Consider the following 18,549-nt stretch of genomic DNA (forward strand, 5'->3'; position numbering starts at 1 on the left):
CAGGTCGCCATGCTGCTGCATTGATAAAACAAGGAGTGTGTATGTCTGAGCAACACCTGGATCCCCGTCAGGATCCGAGCCGGGTCATCCGTGCCCCCCGTGGTACCGCGTTGACCGCGAAGAGCTGGCTCACAGAGGCGCCGCTGCGGATGCTGATGAACAACCTGGATCCGGAAGTAGCCGAGCATCCCCAATCCCTGGTGGTGTATGGCGGTATCGGCCGCGCCGCCCGCAACTGGGCCTGCTACGACAAGATAGTCGAGGTGCTGACCCGGCTCGAGGAAGACGAGACCCTGCTGGTGCAATCCGGCAAGCCGGTCGGGGTGTTCCAGACTCACAAGGATGCGCCTCGGGTGCTGATTGCCAACTCCAACCTGGTGCCACACTGGGCCAACTGGGAGCACTTCAACGAGCTGGATAAGAAAGGCCTCATGATGTACGGCCAGATGACGGCCGGCTCCTGGATCTACATAGGCACTCAAGGGATAGTGCAGGGCACTTACGAGACCTTCTTCGCGGTGGCCAACCAGCACTTCAACGGCGAACCTGCGGGCCGCTGGATCCTGACCGGCGGTCTGGGTGGCATGGGCGGCGCCCAGCCGCTGGCCGCCACCATGGCCGGCTTCTCCATGATCGCCGTCGAGTGCGACGAGACCCGCATCGATTTCCGTCTCAAGACCCGCTACGTCGACAAGAAGGCCCACAGCCTGGATGAGGCGCTGGCCATGGTCGAGGAGGCCAAACGCAACGGCACCGCTGTCTCCGTCGGCCTGCTCGGCAACGCTGCCGATGTCTTTGCCGAACTGGTGGCCCGCGGCATCACGCCGGACGTGGTGACCGACCAGACCTCGGCCCACGACCCTATCCATGGCTACCTGCCCCAGGGCTGGAGCGTGGCCCAGTGGCGCGCGCTGCAAAAATCCGCGCCCCAGGAGGTGAACCAGGCCGCTCGTCACTCCATGGCCCGCCAGGTGGAAGCCATGCTGACCCTGCAATCCCGTGGCGCAGCCACGCTGGATTACGGCAACAACATCCGCCAGATGGCGCTGGAGGAGGGGGTCAAGAATGCGTTCGACTTCCCCGGTTTCGTGCCCGCCTATATCCGTCCGCTGTTCTGCGAGGGGATAGGCCCCTTCCGCTGGGTGGCGCTGTCCGGCGATCCGGAAGACATCTACAAGACGGATCAGAAGGTCAAGGAGTTGATCCCGGACGATCCCCACCTGCACAACTGGCTCGACATGGCCCGCGAGCGCATCGCCTTCCAGGGCCTGCCGGCGCGGATCTGCTGGGTCGGGGTCAAGGATCGGGTACGCCTGGGCCTGGCTTTCAACGAGATGGTGAAAAATGGCGAGCTGAAGGCGCCCGTGGTCATAGGTCGGGATCACCTGGACTCCGGCTCTGTGGCCAGCCCGAACCGCGAGACAGAGTCGATGATGGATGGCTCCGATGCCGTCTCCGACTGGCCGCTGCTCAACGCCCTGCTCAACACCGCCGGCGGTGCGACCTGGGTGTCGCTGCACCACGGTGGCGGTGTGGGCATGGGCTTCTCCCAGCACTCGGGCGTGGTGATCGTATGTGACGGCACCGATGACGCCGCCAGGCGCGTCGGTAGGGTGCTGCGCAACGACCCGGCCACAGGTGTGATGCGTCACGCCGACGCAGGCTACGAGATTGCCATCAACTGCGCCCATGAGGCGAAACTGGATCTGCCGATGCTGACCGCAACGGGCAAAGGGGTTAAATAAGATGTTTGAACTCAATCTGTTACCGGGCAAGCTCTGCCTCAATACCCTGCGCCGCGTCAGCCGCGAGCCGGTGCATATCAGCCTGGATCCGGCCGCGCTGCCGGGGATCCACGCCTCCGCTGCCGTGGTCACCAAGGTGATCGAGCAGAATCGCGTGGTGTACGGCATCAACACCGGCTTTGGCCTGCTGGCCAACACCCGCATCCCGGTGGAGCAGCTGGACGAATTGCAGCGTTCCATAGTGCTCTCCCACGCGGCCGGCATCGGCACCTACATGGATGACGCCACTGTGCGGCTGATGATGGTGCTCAAGGTCAACTCGCTGGCGCGGGGCTTCTCCGGCATCCGCTTGACTGTGCTTGAGGCGCTGATGACCCTGATCAATGCCGAAGTCTATCCTGTGGTGCCGAAGAAGGGCTCCGTCGGTGCCTCCGGCGATCTGGCGCCGCTGGCCCATATGAGCTGTTTATTGATTGGTGAAGGCAAGGCGCGCCACAAGGGCGAGCTGATGGACGCTGCCACGGCGCTGAAGATCGCGGGTCTCGAGCCCATCTCTCTGGCACCGAAGGAGGGACTGGCCCTGCTCAACGGCACCCAGGCCAGCACGGCGTTTGCGCTGGAAGGCCTGTTCCACGCCGAGGATCTGTTCGCCGGCGCCATCACCATAGGTGCCATGAGCGTGGAGGCGGCGCTGGGCAGTCGTCGTCCGTTCGATGCCCGCATCCATGAGGTGCGCGGTCAGCTCGGCCAGATCGATGCCGCCGCCTGCTATCGCCAGCTGCTGGTGGATGGCAGCGAGATCGGCATGTCCCACCACAATTGCGAGAAGGTGCAGGATCCCTACTCCCTGCGCTGCCAGCCCCAGGTGATGGGGGCCTGCCTGACCCAGATCCGTCAGTCTGCCGAGGTGCTGGTGTGCGAGGCCAATGCGGTCTCCGACAACCCGCTGGTGTTTGCCGAGGATGAGGAGATCCTCTCCGGCGGCAACTTCCACGCCGAGCCGGTGGCCTTCGCTGCCGACAACTTGGCACTGGCCATCGCCGAAATCGGGTCGCTGTCCGAGCGTCGCATGGCGCTGCTGATCGATTCGCGCATGTCGGGTCTGCCCGCCTTCCTGGTCAACAACGGTGGCGTCAACTCCGGCTTCATGATCGCCCAGGTCACCTCGGCGGCGCTCGCCTCCGAGAACAAGAGCCTGGCTCATCCCGCCTCGGTGGACAGCCTGCCCACCTCCGCCAACCAGGAGGATCACGTCTCCATGGCCACCTTCGCTGCGCGCCGGCTGGCGGACATGGCGGAGAACACCCGCGGCATCCTGGCGGTGGAGCTGCTGGCCGCCGCCCAGGGCCTGGATTTCCGCGCTCCCCTGCGCACCACTGAGCTGCTGGAGCTGGCCAAGGGTAGGCTGCGCAGCAAGGTCAGCTTCTACGACAAGGACAGGTACTTCTCGCCGGACATCGAAGCGGCTGCCGAGCTGCTGGCTCAGGCGAGCTACAACGACCTGATCCCGGCCGGTGTGCTGCCCAGCCTCTAAGCCCCATTCGCTCCATAGCAAAAGACCGCCCTCAGGGGCGGTCTTTTCGTTGCTGCGGTAGCGTGAACCGTTATTCGTGCTCGAACATCAGGAACAGGTAGACCACGAACAGCACCAGGTGGGTAGCTCCGTGCAGCACATTGGTGCGGCCGCTGCTGAACGTGACCTTGCAGACCATGAGGGTGGTGACGAGCAGCACCATGTCGGCGGCGGAGAGGCCGAGGCGCACCTCCTGGCCCAGCATGGCACCGATGAACAGCACGGCGGGCACTGTCAGGGCTATGGTGGCCAGCACAGAGCCGAAGTAGAGGTTCATGGCGCGCTGCAACTGGTTGTTGAAGGCTGCCTTGATGGCGCCCACGGCTTCCGGTGCGAGCACGATACAGGCCACGATGAAGCCACCCAGCGCAGGCGGCGCAGCCATCACCTTGACCCCGTAGTTGATGGGGATCGCCAGCGTCTTGGCCAGCAGGATCACCACCACCAGATAGGCGAGCAGCAAGAGGGTGTGGTAGAGGTTGCTCTGCAGCGGGCCGTGGTGCTCTTCGTAATCCTCGTGGTCGCTGTCGACGAAGAAGTGGCTGTGGCTGCGGGTCTGGATCAGCAGGAAGATACCGTAGAGCAGGATGGAGATGATGATCAGCATCCAGGACATGGGGCTCGACATGCTGCCAATGGTACCGCCCCGGGTGAAGTTGGGCAGCACCAGACAGAGCAGGGCCAGCGGTATGATGGCGACCAGATAGGATTTGACCCCATCCAGATTGAAGCTCTGGGTGTGGTAGCGCCAGCCGCCGAACAGCAGGGTGAAGCCCACCAGGCCGTTGGTGACCAGCATCACCACCGCAAACATGGTGTCACGGGCCATCACGGGATTGGGGTCGCCGGTCAGCATGACGGAGGAGATCATCACCACTTCCAGCGAGATGACGGAGAGCGTCAGGATCAGGGTGCCGAAGGGTTCACCCAGCTTGATGGCGAGGGCGTCCGAGTGGCGTACCACAGAGAAGATGGCCCAGGTGACGATGGCAAGCAGCGCCGCCGAGACAGGAAGATAAATCGCAAGCGGAGTGGCCTCTGTCAGCAGGTCGCTGCCCAGCGTCTTGAAAAACAGCAGGGTCAGCAGGCCAATGGACAGGGCAATCTCTTGCCGGATAAATGACTTCATAGGCAATGGTTCTCATCTCGGAGCGGCCGGGGCCGACGGGGTATGGAGGCAAAACGGCGCCGCTACGGGTGTGGCGGGCCTGCTAATGATAAAGGGAGTTGTACCGCCAGGGGAAAATCATTTTGTTGCAGGATGTAATCTGCCGCAGCTGCCCCGTCGGGTCGGGATATAGATAGGTATCTGCCCGCTTACTGCGTAGCATGGGGGCATGCCGGTCGAATTCATGCTTCCGTGGATCTGGCGGCATCCTGACCAGGGACTCCCATGTCTGTTGTGCGTCTGCGTTATCACACCATAGAGTTTGGCGAACTCGACATCCACCTGCGCACGTTGCGTGACAACCAGCAGTTCTCCGATGACGAGGGAGAGGCTGAGGCGCTCGGCATCTCCTCGGCGTTCTGGCCGCTGTTTGGCATCGTCTGGGACTCCGGCAATGTGCTGGCCCACCTGATGGTGGAGCACGAGGTGGCGGATCTGCGGATCCTGGAGGTGGGGTGCGGCATAGCCCTGGCGAGTCTGGTGCTCAACCACAGGCTGGCGGACATCACTGCCACCGACTATCACCCGGAGGCGGGGGCCTTTCTGGCGGCCAACGTGCTGCTCAACAAGGGGGCGCTGATCCCCTTCATCCGTACCGGTTGGGAAGATGCCGTCACCGAGCTGGGCCGCTTCGATCTCATCATAGGCAGCGATCTGCTCTATGAGCGCGGCCAGGTCGAGACCCTGGCCGGTTTTATCGAGCAGCACGCCAAGTCGCACTGCGAGGTGATCCTGGTGGATCCGGGGCGTGGCCAGCAGGGCCGCTTCAGCAAGCTGATGATGGGCCTGGGCTATGCGCACAGTCAGCACAAGCCGCTGGACGTGAGCTATCTGAGCCAGCCCTTTCGCGGTCAGATACTGCAATACCGGCGTTGACCTTTCTCACCGGTGTCAGCCTTCTCCGGCATGGTTTTGTCGCCATGCCAGCAGCCAGATCTGCAGCCGGGCCAGGGCCATGGGCCTGGCGTACACATAGCCCTGGATCAGATGCACGCCGTGCTGGCGCAGATACTCGACCTGTTCCCCGGTTTCGACCCCCTCGGCGATCATCTCCATGCCGGATTCGTGACCGAAGGCGATGATGGAGTCCAGCAGCGTCCGCTTGAGGTCGTCCGTGCCTATGGTGTCGACGAACATCTTGTCGATCTTGATCTGGCGGATGCCGAGTCGCTGCAGGTAGGCGAAGCCGCCATAGCCGGTGCCGAAATCATCCAGCTTGAAGTGATAGCCCAACTGCTGCAGCGCCGTGATCTCGCCGATCGCCGCCTTGATATCGGTGATCGGCTTGCGCTCGGTCAGCTCGAAGGTGAGCCGGGTCGGTGAGGGCCAGCCGTGCCGCTGCAACAGGGTGCGCAGATGGGGTTGCTCCAGGTGGGTGGCCACTATGTTGACGCTGACCCACTGCGCCGGTGCCAGCCGGGGAAGATCCGTCATGATCCGCTCCAGCAGTTGCTCCGTCATCGGCAGGATCAGCCCCTGCTCCTCCGCGTAGTCGATGAAGGCGCCGGGCGGCACCAGCTCGCGCCCCCGCTGCCAGCGCAGCAGCGCCTCGAAGCCAACCACCTGCTGGCTGCGGTTATCCACTATGGGTTGATAGAAGGGGACAAACTCCCGCCGGGCCAGCCCGGCTTGCAGCAATCCCTTGAGAGAGCGTCGATAGTTGCGCAGCCCCCAGTAGGCGGCAACCAGCAGGGCTCCCAGTGCGCCGCCATACCAGAGCCCATAGTGCCGTGCCTGCTGCCGGGCATAGCGCTCCAGCGCCTTGCCCGCCCATAGCGTCTGCCTGATCTGTTCATCGGGATCGCGGAAGCTCAGACCTATGCTCTGGTTGCCGACCTCCTGCTTGATGCTGCTGTCGCCGCGGGGAAAGGTCTGGCTCGATGTCCCCGGTTGCTGGTCGAGTTCCAGATAGAAACAGTCGGTGCAAGGATATTGCAGCAGAGAATGGCTCCAGCTGTTGCTCAGCACCCAGTAGACGATGTTGCCGCCGGTGCGGTAGTAGGCGACCAGCTCCTGCTCTGTGTGGAAGCGGGACTGGGTGGCGGCGATCCCGAACGGCTCCTGGTTGGCGTAGGGGGGCAGCTCGATCGGGGTGAAGGGCAGGTCAACCCCCAGACTGGAACAGCCACCGCCGCTAGCGAGCAGGATCCCCTGAATGCGGATATGGCCGTTGTAGAAGCGGGGATCCCGCAGCAGCGCCATGTCCTGCTCGCCGCAATCGAACCGAAACTGGGTCAGCTGGCTACGGACGTTGTTGTCCAGCAGACGGTGACGTTCCGCCAGCGCGGTCTCGATCTCTTCCTTCTTCTCCTGCAACAGCTGGTGGGCCAACGGGCCGCCGAGCAGCTGACTGAGAGGCAGGCTGGCCAGCAGGGGCAGGCAGAACAGCAACAGGCTGAGCCAGAGGGGGGGGGATGGGTCGCATGGTGCACCTGCCTGGTGTGCGGATGGGATGCATATGGGTGGCATCATCATAGTGCATTAGCTGAATCGATTTGAGCGGGGCCGATCACACTTGTGGCGCGAATTTATAATGTGCTGATAAATAATGGTTTTATAAAATGAGCTGTTGAAGATTCAATCGCTGACCTGTCATAAATGACAATTGTCCAGCTTATCTGAAGTGGCTAGAGTAGCGGTGCGGTTTGACTCACCGTGTGTTCAATACTCCTGTATCTGTTTTTTTGTCAGTAGCACAGAGTGTTAGTTTTGATATGAGTGTTTCTTTTGGTCCCCTTAGTGGGACCATTTTTCTGCCTGAAATTCCCTGCTCCCGTTGCCCATCTCCCGTTTCCTGCCGCTGTGGCCATTTTTCATGGCTGGCTTGCCGTCAGGCTTGGTGTTCAGGTGCCCATTTGGTTATGCTCGCCCGCTTAATTCCAGAAGCGGGATCTTCGTCCATAGGCGCGCTTCGGCGTTGGCTGATACGATGAGGCCACATGGATGTTGTCGGGCATACGGAAAGGCACATGAAACTGACTACTCAGCTTGTCTCGTTTATTACCCTGTGCGTGATCGCCGCCATGGCCATGGTGCTGCTCGGCGGGGTATTCAGCTTTCGCGAGCTGGGCATGGAGCTGCAGCAGAAGAAGGTCAACTCCCTGGTCGAGATCATCGACAAGCAGCTGGAGGTGGCCGACGACCATCAGGATCTCACCCGCTGGCTGCCGACCCTGCTGCGTTCGGCCCATGTGGTGGAGCTGGAGATCCGTCAGGGCAAGCAGCGGGTCTACTGGTTTCGCGACGTGCAGCAGCAGACCGACGAGAGCCTGCTGATCCCCTATAGCCAGCCCATCTCCCATCAGGCCGGCATGCAGGCCGACTTCAAACTGGAGCGGCCGTTCAAGGAGTTTGAATACTCCATGCGGGCCATGTCCGGCATCTCCCTCGGCGTCTTCATCGTCATCTTCGGACTCTGGTACTCCATTCGCTGGCTGCGGCTGCAACTGCGGGGCGCCGAGCTGCTGGCCGAGCGCGCCCAGCTGATCCTCGACAACAAGCTCACCAAGCTGGCGCACGATCCGGCCGATGAGTGGCCTGTCTCCGCCAGCCAGGCCCTCGACTATCTGCTGGCCGAGCTGGCGGATGCCCGCAAGGAGCGCAGCCGTTTCGACAACTTCATCCGCAGCAACGCCTTCGTCGACAAGATGACCGGCATAGGCAACCGTCTGTTCTTCGACAACCGGCTGGAGAGCGCCATCATGGAGGCGAGCGTGATGAGCGGCGGCGTGCTGCTGATCGAGCTGGCCGGGCTGGAGGATCTGGATCCCGAGCTGAGCGGGCGCCAGAGCCAGGATCTGCTGATGGAGGCGAGCGCCTCCATCACCGCCTTCGTGCGCAAGCACAACGGTGCCCTGCAGGCCCGCTACGCCGGCCAGGTGTTCGCCGTGCTGCTGCCCAACATGTCCGAGAGCGAGATGGTGGATGGCGCCGGCCAGCTGCACAAGAGCCTGCAGCGGCTGCACTGGCCCGAGGCGGTCAACGTCGAGACCGCCGTCTACCTCGGCGCCGTCTGTTATCAGGCGCAGGATTCCCTGCTCAAGGTGCAGGAAGAGGCCGAGCTGGCGCTCAAGAGCGCACGGCTGCAGGGTCACACCGGCTGGTTCCTCTACGAGAAGCAGCTGGATGAGGAGCAGAGCAGCAAGGGCACGGTACGCTGGCGCACCCTGATCGGCCGTCGCATCGAGGAGCACGGCATCGACTTCTACGTCCAGCCGGTGCAGCAGGAGCGGGATCAGGTGGTGTTGCAGCAGGACTTGTTGATCCGCATTCACGACGAGCAGGGGCGGGAGTTGCAGGCCGGTGTCTTCATGCCGATGGCGGAGAAGGCGGGGCTGCTGTTGCCGCTGGATCGGCTGGTGGCGGAGCAGACGTTGCGGCTGCTGCGTCAGCGCTCAGAGCAGAGTTGCCCCATCAGCCTGACCCTCTGTGCCCAGAGCCTGCTGCACCGCGAGTTCCAGCGCTGGCTCTTCTTCGATCTGTTCCAGCTGCCACGCAGCACCAACGAGCGGCTGGTCCTGCAACTGTCGGAGGCCCAGGTGACCCGCCACTACGAGGCACTCAAGCGGCCGCTGCGGGCGCTGCGCATGCTGGGTTGCCAGCTGGCCATCGATCATGCCGGTCAGGATGTGGTGAGCACCCAATATATCAAGGAGTTCGAGATCAACTTCCTCAAGCTCCATCCAAGTCTGGTGCGGGAGATCCACACCCGTCAGGTCAACCAGATGGCGGTGCGCAGCCTGGTGGGGGGTTGTGCCAACACCCGCACCCGGGTCATAGCCGTGGGGGTGGAGAGCGGTGACGAGTGGAAGATGCTGCGCCACCTCGGCGTCCATGCCGGGCAGGGGCCCTGGTTCGCCGAACCGGAGCGGCTGGTGATGGAACCGGCCGGCGCCTGATCCTGTGACCGCAGGGCCGCCTTCAGATCCGGCCCTGCTCTTGCAAACCCGCGAGTCCCTGCATGCCACCCGTGTGGATGAAGACTATCTTGCTGCCGCGGGGGATGCGCCCGGCGGCCAGCTCGCGAAACAGCCCCCACATGGCCTTGCCGCTGTAGATGGGCTCCAGCGGCAGGCCTGTCTGCGCACTGAAGGCTTGCACCCACTGCCAGAGTGCCGGGCTGAATTTGGCATAGCCGCCATCATGGTAATCCAGCGCTATCTGCCAGCCGGGGGTGGTGGCCGCGGCCGGGTGAAGGCGGCACACCTCGTCGGCGATGAAGCTTGCGCCTTTCAGTACCGCGATGGCGAGGATCCGCTCCTGATCCCGCTTGCCGGCGATCAGGCCCGCCAGGGTGCCGCCGCTGGCGCAGGGCAGCACCCAGAGATCCGGCGAGAAGGGCACCTCGTCGACCAGCTCGGCCACCCCGGGAAGGGCGAGCGGGCTGCTGCCCCCTTCCGGCACTATCAGGGTATCGGGTGCCGCGAACTGGGCCAGCCACTCCGGATCCTGCCGCCGCCGGTAACTCTGGCGGTCGACAAAAATGAGATCCATGCCCCAGCCTTTTGCCGCGCTCAGGGTGGAATTGCTGGCAGCCTCCGGCTCACCGCGTATGATGCCGGTAGTGTTAAGGCCGGATTGGCACCCTGCCGCCGCCAGTGCATGTATGTGGTTGGAGTAGGCACCACCAAAGGAGATCAGGTGCTTTATGCCCTGCGCCCGGGCGTGTTGCAGCTGGTACTTGAGCTTGCGCCACTTGTTGCCCGAGATGGTCGGGTGGATCAGGTCATCCCGCTTGCACCAGAGCGTGACGCCATGCTCGGTCAGCAGAGGGTGCGAGATGGCCTGGAGCGGCGAGGGAAGCCGGGTCGGCTGCAGGGCAAGCACCTGCGAGCGGGTCGAGTTGGGTTGCAATGAGTGATCCATCATTTATCTGGAGGCTAATACCCTGTTTATGCTAAGGTTTAATCCGTTTTATGCAGCCAGGTGCGGGTTTCAATGAAACAACTTTTCAGACGTTCGACCCCGAGCCGTCAGGTAGGGATCCTGCTGGCCAGCGATCGTATCATGCTGGCCTCGCTGGGGCCCCAGCCAGTGTTCGCTACCCGCGCCATCAATGGCCCGCAGGAGTGGTCGCCTGCCATGAGCGAGCTGTTCAGCCGCCATGGCCTCGCCAAGTCTAAGGTGCGGGTCGCCCTCGCCGCCAGCCTTTATCAGCAAGTCCAGATCGACAAGCCCGCCGTGCCCGAGGCCGAAATGGCCGGCGCCCTGCCATGGGCGGTCAAGGATTACGTCAATGAACCCGTGTTGCAGCTCGCCATGGACTACGTGGATTTGCCCACGCCGCCTGCCGGCCGGCCGCGCATCAGCGTGATCTGCGTGCCCAAGGCGCGGGTGCAACAGCTGGCGGATGCGGTCAACGGCATCGCCAGCCTGGATGCCATCGTCAGCGACGAGCTGGCCATGACGGCGCTCTATGAGGCCGATAACACGGTGCGCATGCTGCTGTGGCAACCCAGGGGGCAGGATCTGCAACTGCTGGTCTTCCATCAGGGCGGCCTCTGCTTCTCCCGCCAGCTGCGCGGCTTCACCGCCCTCACCGGCGAGCATGAGCCGGACAGCATGCTGCTCGACTCCCTGGCGCTGGAGATCCAGCGCTCTCTCGATTACCTGGTCGGCCAGCTCAAGCTGCCGGAGCTGGGTCAGATGCAGCTCGCCATCGCCTCCTCCTTCATCGGTACCCTGGTGCGCCACATGGAGCAGACCTTCGGCTTCGCCGTCTCCGCCATGGCCAACAAGGCGATCCTCTCTGGCGTTGAATATCTCTCGGCCTATGCCGCCGCTCTCGGGGAGGATGCCTGATGAAACGTCAGATCAACCTCTATGGCGCCGAATTTCGCCCCAGACGCCAGTGGGCCAGCCTCAACCAGATGGCGCTGGTGTGGGGTGGCTGCGTGGCATTGCTGCTCTGCATGGCCGCCTTCTACGGCTGGCAGCAACAAGGGGTCGGCCGCGAGCTGGCGCAGGTGCGCGCGGCGCTGGAGGTCAAGCGGGGCGAGGCCCAGCGGCTGGATGCCGAGTTGACCCGTCACCAGGCCAATACCCTGCTGCAACAGCAGCTTGCCACCCGGCAAGAGGAGCTGACCGCCAAGCAGGGGCTGATGCGCCAGCTGGGCAGTTTGGCGTTGCAAAAATCCCAGGGCTACGCCGGTCTGATGGCCGATCTCTCCCGCATTCGGGACAGGCAGCTCTCCTTGCAGCGGATCGAGATCGCCGAGGGGCGGATCAATCTGTCCGGCTTTGCCGGCCGCAGCCAGGATGTGCCCGCCTGGGTAAACCGTTTCAAGCAGACCCCGTCGCTGGCGGGCAAGCAGTTTGGTGAATTGACCCTGAGCCGCGACAAGGAGGGCCGGCTGGCCTTCCAGCTCAGCGGCATCGAGCGGGAGAAGCCCTGATGAGCCTGAAAGCACAATGGCAGGCATGGGCGGACAAGATTGCCGCCCTCAGCCAGCGCGAGCGGGTATTGATCCTGTTGACCGGTCTGGTGCTGGTCTGTGCCGGCGCCATCTATGGCTGGCTGGATGGCGCCGCCCTGCGGCTGGAGCAGGACAGGGTGGCCTTGACCACGGCCCAGCGGGATCTGGAGATCATGGATCTCGAGAACCTGGGCAAGCAGGCCAGGCTGGCGCGGGATCCCGATCAGAACGTGCGCGAGCAGCTGGTGCGGGTCGAGGGGGATATCGGCAAGCTGGATGCCGAGCTCAAGGCCCAGACGGTGGACCTGATCCAGGCCCACGAGATGCCGGCCGTGCTGGAGGCCCTGCTGTCACGCTCCACCAATCTGCACATGCTGGCGCTGACCTCCCTCGCCCCCCAGCCGCTGATGGCGGGGGATCAGCGCATCAACCTGTTCAAGCACGGTATCCGCCTCAAGCTGGAGGGCGGCTACTTTGATGTCTATCAGTACCTGAAGGCGCTGGAGGCGCTGCCCCGCCACTTCTACTGGAAGCAGTTTGACTACCAGGTGCAGGAGCATCCCAAGGCCGTGGTGGAGATGGAAATCTACACCCTGAGCACCAGCAAGGAGTTTATTCGTGGTTAGATGGCTGACGCTATTGTGTTGTCTGCTGGGCTCGGTGGCCCAGGCCGAGGTGCTGCAGGATCCCACGGAACCGCTGGACGGGATGAACAGTCAGGCGGGGGCTACCGCCAGCCAGAGCGCAGGTTTGCCAACATTGCAGAGCGTGATGCTGGGCAATGGCCCGGCACTGGCGGTGCTCAACGGGAAAAGTTACCGGGTGGGCCAGCAGGTCGAGGGATATCGACTGGTGGCCATCAGTGCAGATGCCGTGGTGCTGGAGAAGGGGGGCAAGCGCCAGGCGCTGACCCTGTTCGCCAGCAAGGTCCGTATCTGAACGCGCCCCGCCCGGGATGGGTAGGGCAAGGTTTGTCGAGTTTAATTGCAAGTCAGGGTGCACTCATTACATGAAAAAAAATCATCTCTGCCTGATCTCTGTGGCCGTGCTGGCGGCAGGCTGTACCAGCTACCGGCACCCCGAACCCGTGCAGGCCAAGGACGCACTGAAGCACGCCATGACCGAGCAGAACAAGGTCGGGGCACTGGCGACCGTGCCCAAGTCGGTACAGAGCGAACTGCTGCAGATGAACCGGCCGCCCCAGGCCCTCAGCATGCCGGAACAGCGGCTGCGCATCGCCGCCCACGATGTGGATGCGGTGGAGTTCTTCGGTTCCCTGTTCAAGGGTTCCCGCTACAGCGTGGCCGTGCATCCCGGCGTGGCCGGCCAGATCTCCGTCGAGCTCAAGGACGTGACCCTGCCCGAGGTGCTGGCGGTGGTGGGTGACATGTATGGCTTCGACGTGCAGCGCAAGGGCAATGTGTTCCACGTCTATCCGGCTGGGCTGCGCACCGAAACCATACCGGTCAACTACCTGATGATGTCCCGTCGTGGCCTGTCCCGTACCTCGGTCAGCACGGGGGGGGTGACCTCTAACGACAGCAACAACAGCAACAACAGCAGCTTCGACAACGCCAACGGCGGCAGTAACAACAGCAGTAGCAGCAATGCCTCCAACGGCAATGCCGGTTCCAATAACAGCAACGGCACCCGCATAGAGACAGACACCAACAGCGACTACTGGACCGATCTGCGCACCTCGCTGGAGATGCTGATCGGCAGTGGCGATGGCCGTGCCGTCATCACCAGCCCGCAGGCGGGCCTGGTCACCATCCGCGCCTATCCGAAAGAGCTCAAAGCGGTACGCGAATTCCTCAGCCAGTCCGAGACCCACCTCAAGCGCCAGGTGGTGCTGGAGGCGCGCATTCTGGAAGTGGCCCTCAACGAGGGTTACGAACAGGGGGTGGACTGGAGCGGCCTCTCCGCCAGCTGGGATGGCAACAAAGGGATCACTGGCGGCGGCTCGTTGACGCCGAGCACGATTGCCAACACCCCGAACCAGATCTTCAGTGCACTGGGGGGCGGGGCCGGCTTCAAGATCTCCGACGGCAACTTCAACGTGGCGGTCAACCTGCTCAAGACCCAGGGGGATGTAAACACCCTCTCCAGCCCGCGGGTGACGGCGACCAACAACCAGAAGGCGGTGATCAAGGTGGGGACGGACGAGTACTTCGTCACCAATGCCTCCACCACGACCACAACCTCAGGTACATCGGCACCGATAATCACGCCCAATGTAGAGTTGACTCCTTTCTTCTCCGGTATTTCGCTGGACGTGACACCCCAGATAGACGAAGAGGGCAAGGTGTTGCTGCATATCCACCCCTCCGTCATCGACACCGAAGAACAGAAGAAAACCATAGATGTCGGCACTGCGGCCCCCTTGATCCTGCCGCTCGCCAAGAGCTCGATTCGAGAGTCCGATACAGTGGTGCAGGCCAACAACGGCGACATCATAGTCATCGGCGGCCTGATGAAGACCGACAAGCAGGAGATCGTCAGCAAGGTGCCGCTGCTGGGGGACATTCCCTGGGTCGGCGAGGCCTTCACCAACCGCCGCGAGAGCACCAAGAAGGTGGAGCTGGTGATCCTGCTCAAACCGACCGTGGTGGAGAAGGACACCTGGCAAAACGAACTGCAGCGCTCCTCCGATCTGCTCGACAAGTGGTATCCGCCCAAGGGCTAAGCCATGACACAGCACGCGGTTGGCCTTGTTCCATGCGGCCTGTGGCTCTGTGCCACGACAGGTCCCCTGGCCGGTGACGACTCATGTACCTGAACCACTTCGGTTTGCAGGAGGCGCCATTCGGCCTCACTCCCAACACGGGTTTCTACTACGGGTTGCCTCCCCATGAGGAGGCGTTGCAGGTTCTTAATTGGGCCTTGATGCAGGGGGAGGGCTTTATCAAGGTGACCGGCGAGGTCGGCACCGGCAAGACGCTGCTCTGTCGCAAGCTGCTGAGCGAGCTGGGCTCGGAGGCCTGTCCTGTGCGTCTGGCCTGGCTGCCCAACCCGCACCTCAGCCCGGCCGAACTGCGCACCGCGCTGGCCCTGGAGCTGGGGTTGTCGGTGCGCGAAGGCAACGAGCTGGATCTGACGGATCGCATTCATCGCCACCTCATAGGCCTGCATCAGCAGGGCAGCCGGGTGGTGGTGCTGATCGACGAGGCGCAGGCCCTGCCGGACGAGACCCTGGAGGCGATCCGGCTGTTCGGCAACCTGGAGACGGAGTCGAGCAAGCTGTTGCAGATAGTGCTGTTCGGTCAGCCCGAGCTGGACACCAGGCTGGCCAAACCCCACCTGCGGCAGTTGCGCCAGCGGATCGGTTTCTCCTACTGCCTGCGGCCGCTGCGCTTTGACGAGACCCGCGCCTATCTGGAGCACAGATTGCAGGTCTCGGGTTATCGCGGGGCCCCGCTGTTCGGTGGCCGCGCCATGCGCCTGCTGTGGCGCGCCTCCCGTGGCATACCGCGACTCATCAACATATTGGCGCAGAAGTGCCTGATGCTGGCCTATGGCCGGGGTGAGCGCCAGATCGATGCCGGTTTGGTGCACCTCGCCATTCGCGATACCGACGATGCCAGCCGCCCCGGTCGGGGGCGCTGGTGGCCACTGTTACTACTGCTGGGGTGTGCCCTGGCCTATGGAGTCTGGCCATCATGAACGAGATCAACCAGATGCTCGGGGATATGAGAGCGCCCCAGCTGCGTTGTGCGTCAACATGGGTCTGGCGGATACCTATGCTGGCCCATGGAGTCTGGCCATGAGCGTGATCAACCAGATGCTCAAGGATCTGGAACAGCGTCAGCAGGGGGGCGAGGGGGCCGTCTATGTGCCTCCCGTGCGGCAGCAGGGCTGGTGGATGCTGGTGCTGACCCTGATCTGCGGCCTGGCCCTCGGCATTCTCGGCTGGCGGACCTGGATCTACTGGCAGCAGAGCCAGCGGGTCGCACCGCAGAGTTTGGCGCAGGCGGCCAGCGAGCCCGGGCCTGATGCGGTTGCCCGCGCCGTGCCCGTCACGCCGACGGAGGAGGAGCAGGAGCCGGTGGATCTGGTGGTGGCCTTGCCCACCCCGGGCGCCAGGCCCGAGCCCCACGCTGCCGCCGACCCCGAGCCGGCGGCGGAAGATCAGGACGAAACCGGTTATGACGCTGTGCCCCCGAGCGATGAGGCGCTGCAGCCAGACCTCTATGCCGAGCTGGAAGCGGAACAAGAGGCTGTGGCCCCGCCGCCGCGCAAACCGGGCGTGCTGAAGATAGAGACGGTGAACCTCTCCGAGGCCGAGCTGGCGACCCTGGCCGAGCGCAAGGCCACCACCGCCATGGCCAGGGGGCAACTGCGCGATGCCCAGGACAACTACTATCAGGTGCTGGCCCACGACCCGCACAATCAGGGCGCCCGCGAACAACTGGCGGGCCTGCTCTATGGCGAAGGGCGGCTGAGCGAGGCCACCCAGCTGCTGGAAGAGGGGATCCGGCTCGATCCCGCGCAGGCGGATTTTCGGCTGTTGCTGGCGCGGCTCGCCATCAGCGGCGGCGATCAGCTCAAGGCGCTCGGCTGGTTGACGGGTTATCAACCGGATCTGGCCAGCAATCTGGATTATTACGCCACCTGGGCCGGCCTGACCCAGGAGCTGGGCCGCAACGCCGAGGCGGCCGAGATCTATGTGACCTTGCTGCGCCAGCAGCCGGATCAGGGCCGCTGGTGGCTCGGGCTCGGCGTGGCCGAAGATGGCCAGGGCCACAGCCAGCGAGCGCTCGATGCCTATCGCAACGCCCAGTTGCACGGCAACCTCGGCGAGGCCTCGACCAGCTGGATTGAACAGCGAATTGCCCAGCTTGCCCCCTGACGGGCGGGCTGGTTCACTTTTTTGGAGTTTGCATGGCACAACCCAGACTGAAAATGCGCCTCGGCGACCTGCTGGTGCAAGAGCAGATCATCTCGGATGATCAGCTGCAGCTCGCCCTGCAGCAGCAGCGTCAGACCGGCCGCAAGCTGGGCACCACACTGATCGATCTCGGCTTCATCAGCGAGGTACAGCTGCTGCAGTTTCTTGCCCGCCAGCTGGACGTGCCCTTCTTCGATCTCAACAACCTCACCATAGACGCCTCGGCGGTGCCGCTGTTGCCCGAGGTGCAGGCGCGTCGCTATCGCGCGCTGGCGGTCAACCTCACCGACAACCGGGTGACCGTGGCCATGTCGGATCCGGCGGACTTGAGCGCCCTCGACGCCATCGCGGCGCTGCTGCGCCCGCGGGAGATGGTGCTGGCGGTGGCGCGGGAAGGCCAGCTGCTGGAGTATTTCGACCGCCTCTATCGCCGAACCCGCGAAATAGAGAGCTTCGCCGAACAGCTGCATGAAGAGTATCAGGATACCGGCTTCGAGCTGGGGTCCAGCAACCTGGGGGCCAACGACGAGGGGGAGGCGACGGTGGCCAAGCTGCTGCGCTCCCTGTTCGAGGACGCTGTGCAGGTGGGGGCCTCCGATATCCACATAGAGCCGGACGAGAAGGTGCTGCGCATTCGCCAGCGGATCGACGGCATACTGCACGAGAATATCCTCAGCGAGGTGCGCATCGCCCAGGCGCTGGTGCTGCGCCTGAAACTGGTGGCAGGGCTCGACATCTCGGAGAAGCGGCTGCCCCAGGATGGCCGTTTCAACATGAAGGTGCGCGGCCGGGACGTGGATGTGCGTATGTCCACCATGCCGGTGCAGTACGGCGAGTCGGTGGTGATGCGTCTGCTGGATCAATCCTCCGGCATACTGTCGCTGAGCGAGACCGGCATGCCGCCGGAGATCCTGACCCGTTTCCGCCGTCAGCTCAAACGCCCCCACGGCATGATTTTGGTGACGGGCCCGACCGGGAGCGGCAAGACCACCACCCTCTACGGCGCCCTCTCAGAGCTCAATCAGGCCAGCCACAAGATCATCACGGTGGAGGATCCGGTGGAATACCGGCTGCCCAGGGTCAATCAGGTGCAGGTGAACCCCAAGATTGGCCTCACCTTCTCCCACGTGCTGCGTTCCACCCTGCGCCAGGATCCGGACATACTGCTGGTGGGCGAGATGCGGGACAACGAGACGGTGGAGATAGGCCTGCGCGGCGCCATCACAGGCCATCTGGTGTTGACCACGTTGCACACCAACGATGCGGTCACCAGCGCCCTGCGCCTCATCGACATGGGCGCGCCCGGCTATCTGGTGGCGAGTGCGCTGCGGGCCGTGGTGGCCCAGCGGCTGGTGCGCCGGGTGTGCGAGCACTGCGTCGAGGAGAGGGCGCCTGACGAGGGGCAGGCCACCTGGCTCACCGTGCTCTCCGGCGAGGCGCCCGGTCAGCATGCCTATCACAAGGGGCGTGGCTGCCAGAGCTGCAACTTCACCGGTTACTCCGGCCGGATCGGGGTCTACGAGCTGCTGGAGCTGGATCAACCCATGATGGATGCCCTACGCCGCAACGATGCCGAAGGCTTCGCCAAGGCGGCGCGCCAGCATGAACACTATCGGCCGCTGGCCCTCACCGCCCTTGACTACGCCCGTCAGGGGATCACCTCGGTGGACGAGGTGCTGCGGTTGGCCGAGGATCTGGGGTAAGCCATGACTCACTTCAACGCCAACCCCCGTGCTGGTTGCCATGACGCTGTCGGTCAG

At 63.6% G+C, this 18,549-nt stretch carries 15 protein-coding genes; 12 read left to right on the top strand and 3 right to left on the bottom strand.

The features are described 5' to 3' along the window. Positions 1 to 41 precede the first annotated feature (41 nt). Together hutU and hutH are read left to right on the top strand one after the other, a co-directional pair. A complete protein-coding gene (hutU, locus tag IU367_RS01545; protein WP_241280103.1) occupies positions 42 to 1,745 on the top strand; it encodes a urocanate hydratase in 1,704 nt (567 codons plus the stop codon). A 1-nt stretch (position 1,746) separates the two neighbouring features. Continuing rightward, entirely contained in the window at positions 1,747 to 3,279 is a 1,533-nt protein-coding gene (gene hutH, locus IU367_RS01550) for a histidine ammonia-lyase (RefSeq protein ID WP_098980989.1), read from the top strand. A 70-nt stretch (positions 3,280 to 3,349) separates the two neighbouring features. Here the strand turns inward: hutH and IU367_RS01555 are convergent, their stop codons facing one another. Beyond that, positions 3,350 to 4,447, bottom strand: coding sequence for a calcium:cation antiporter (locus tag IU367_RS01555; protein WP_043139740.1), 1,098 nt, complete (start codon positions 4,445 to 4,447; stop codon positions 3,350 to 3,352). A gap of 264 nt (positions 4,448 to 4,711) precedes the next feature. Between IU367_RS01555 and IU367_RS01560 the strand changes: the two genes are divergently transcribed. Further along, positions 4,712 to 5,362 (top strand): class I SAM-dependent methyltransferase, encoded by a 651-nt coding sequence (locus tag IU367_RS01560; protein ID WP_274453244.1) that lies wholly within the window; start codon positions 4,712 to 4,714, stop codon positions 5,360 to 5,362. Positions 5,363 to 5,377: 15 nt separating this feature from the next. Here IU367_RS01560 and IU367_RS01565 read toward each other — a convergent pair whose 3' ends face one another. Then, a complete protein-coding gene (locus tag IU367_RS01565; protein WP_274454332.1) occupies positions 5,378 to 6,955 on the bottom strand; it encodes an EAL domain-containing protein in 1,578 nt (525 codons plus the stop codon). 500 nt (positions 6,956 to 7,455) lie between these two features. Between IU367_RS01565 and IU367_RS01570 the strand changes: the two genes are divergently transcribed. Next, entirely contained in the window at positions 7,456 to 9,384 is a 1,929-nt protein-coding gene (locus tag IU367_RS01570; RefSeq protein WP_172955223.1) for an EAL domain-containing protein, read from the top strand. Between the two features lie 22 nt (positions 9,385 to 9,406). Here the strand turns inward: IU367_RS01570 and IU367_RS01575 are convergent, their stop codons facing one another. After that, entirely contained in the window at positions 9,407 to 10,354 is a 948-nt protein-coding gene (locus IU367_RS01575) for a 1-aminocyclopropane-1-carboxylate deaminase/D-cysteine desulfhydrase (RefSeq protein ID WP_420796490.1), read from the bottom strand. A 69-nt stretch (positions 10,355 to 10,423) separates the two neighbouring features. Between IU367_RS01575 and IU367_RS01580 the strand changes: the two genes are divergently transcribed. The 8 genes from IU367_RS01580 (at position 10,424) to mshE (ending at position 18,492) form a co-directional block, all read left to right on the top strand. Beyond that, entirely contained in the window at positions 10,424 to 11,287 is an 864-nt protein-coding gene (locus IU367_RS01580) for a type IV pilus biogenesis protein PilM (RefSeq protein ID WP_274453246.1), read from the top strand. Continuing rightward, a complete protein-coding gene (locus IU367_RS01585; RefSeq protein ID WP_043139728.1) occupies positions 11,287 to 11,880 on the top strand; it encodes a PilN domain-containing protein in 594 nt (197 codons plus the stop codon). The genes IU367_RS01580 and IU367_RS01585 overlap by 1 nt, the downstream gene beginning before the upstream one ends. Beyond that, entirely contained in the window at positions 11,880 to 12,527 is a 648-nt protein-coding gene (locus IU367_RS01590) for an MSHA biogenesis protein MshJ (protein ID WP_274453248.1), read from the top strand. Before IU367_RS01585 ends, IU367_RS01590 begins: the two co-directional genes overlap by 1 nt. After that, complete coding sequence (locus IU367_RS01595) at positions 12,520 to 12,840, top strand: SctD/MshK family protein (protein ID WP_241325973.1); 321 nt, start codon at positions 12,520 to 12,522, stop codon at positions 12,838 to 12,840. Before IU367_RS01590 ends, IU367_RS01595 begins: the two co-directional genes overlap by 8 nt. A gap of 70 nt (positions 12,841 to 12,910) precedes the next feature. Continuing rightward, complete coding sequence (gene mshL / locus IU367_RS01600) at positions 12,911 to 14,587, top strand: pilus (MSHA type) biogenesis protein MshL (protein WP_274453249.1); 1,677 nt, start codon at positions 12,911 to 12,913, stop codon at positions 14,585 to 14,587. Between the two features lie 83 nt (positions 14,588 to 14,670). After that, on the top strand, positions 14,671 to 15,564 hold the full coding sequence (locus IU367_RS01605) for an ExeA family protein (protein WP_098980981.1): 894 nt from the start codon (positions 14,671 to 14,673) through the stop codon (positions 15,562 to 15,564). 100 nt (positions 15,565 to 15,664) lie between these two features. Further along, entirely contained in the window at positions 15,665 to 16,750 is a 1,086-nt protein-coding gene (locus tag IU367_RS01610; protein ID WP_274453250.1) for a tetratricopeptide repeat protein, read from the top strand. Positions 16,751 to 16,782: 32 nt separating this feature from the next. Continuing rightward, complete coding sequence (mshE, locus tag IU367_RS01615; protein WP_043139715.1) at positions 16,783 to 18,492, top strand: MSHA fimbrial ATPase MshE; 1,710 nt, start codon at positions 16,783 to 16,785, stop codon at positions 18,490 to 18,492. Positions 18,493 to 18,549: the final 57 nt, after the last annotated feature.

The sequence above is a fragment of the Aeromonas bestiarum genome, from assembly GCF_028751155.1.
GTDB classification, from domain to species: domain Bacteria; phylum Pseudomonadota; class Gammaproteobacteria; order Enterobacterales; family Aeromonadaceae; genus Aeromonas; species Aeromonas bestiarum.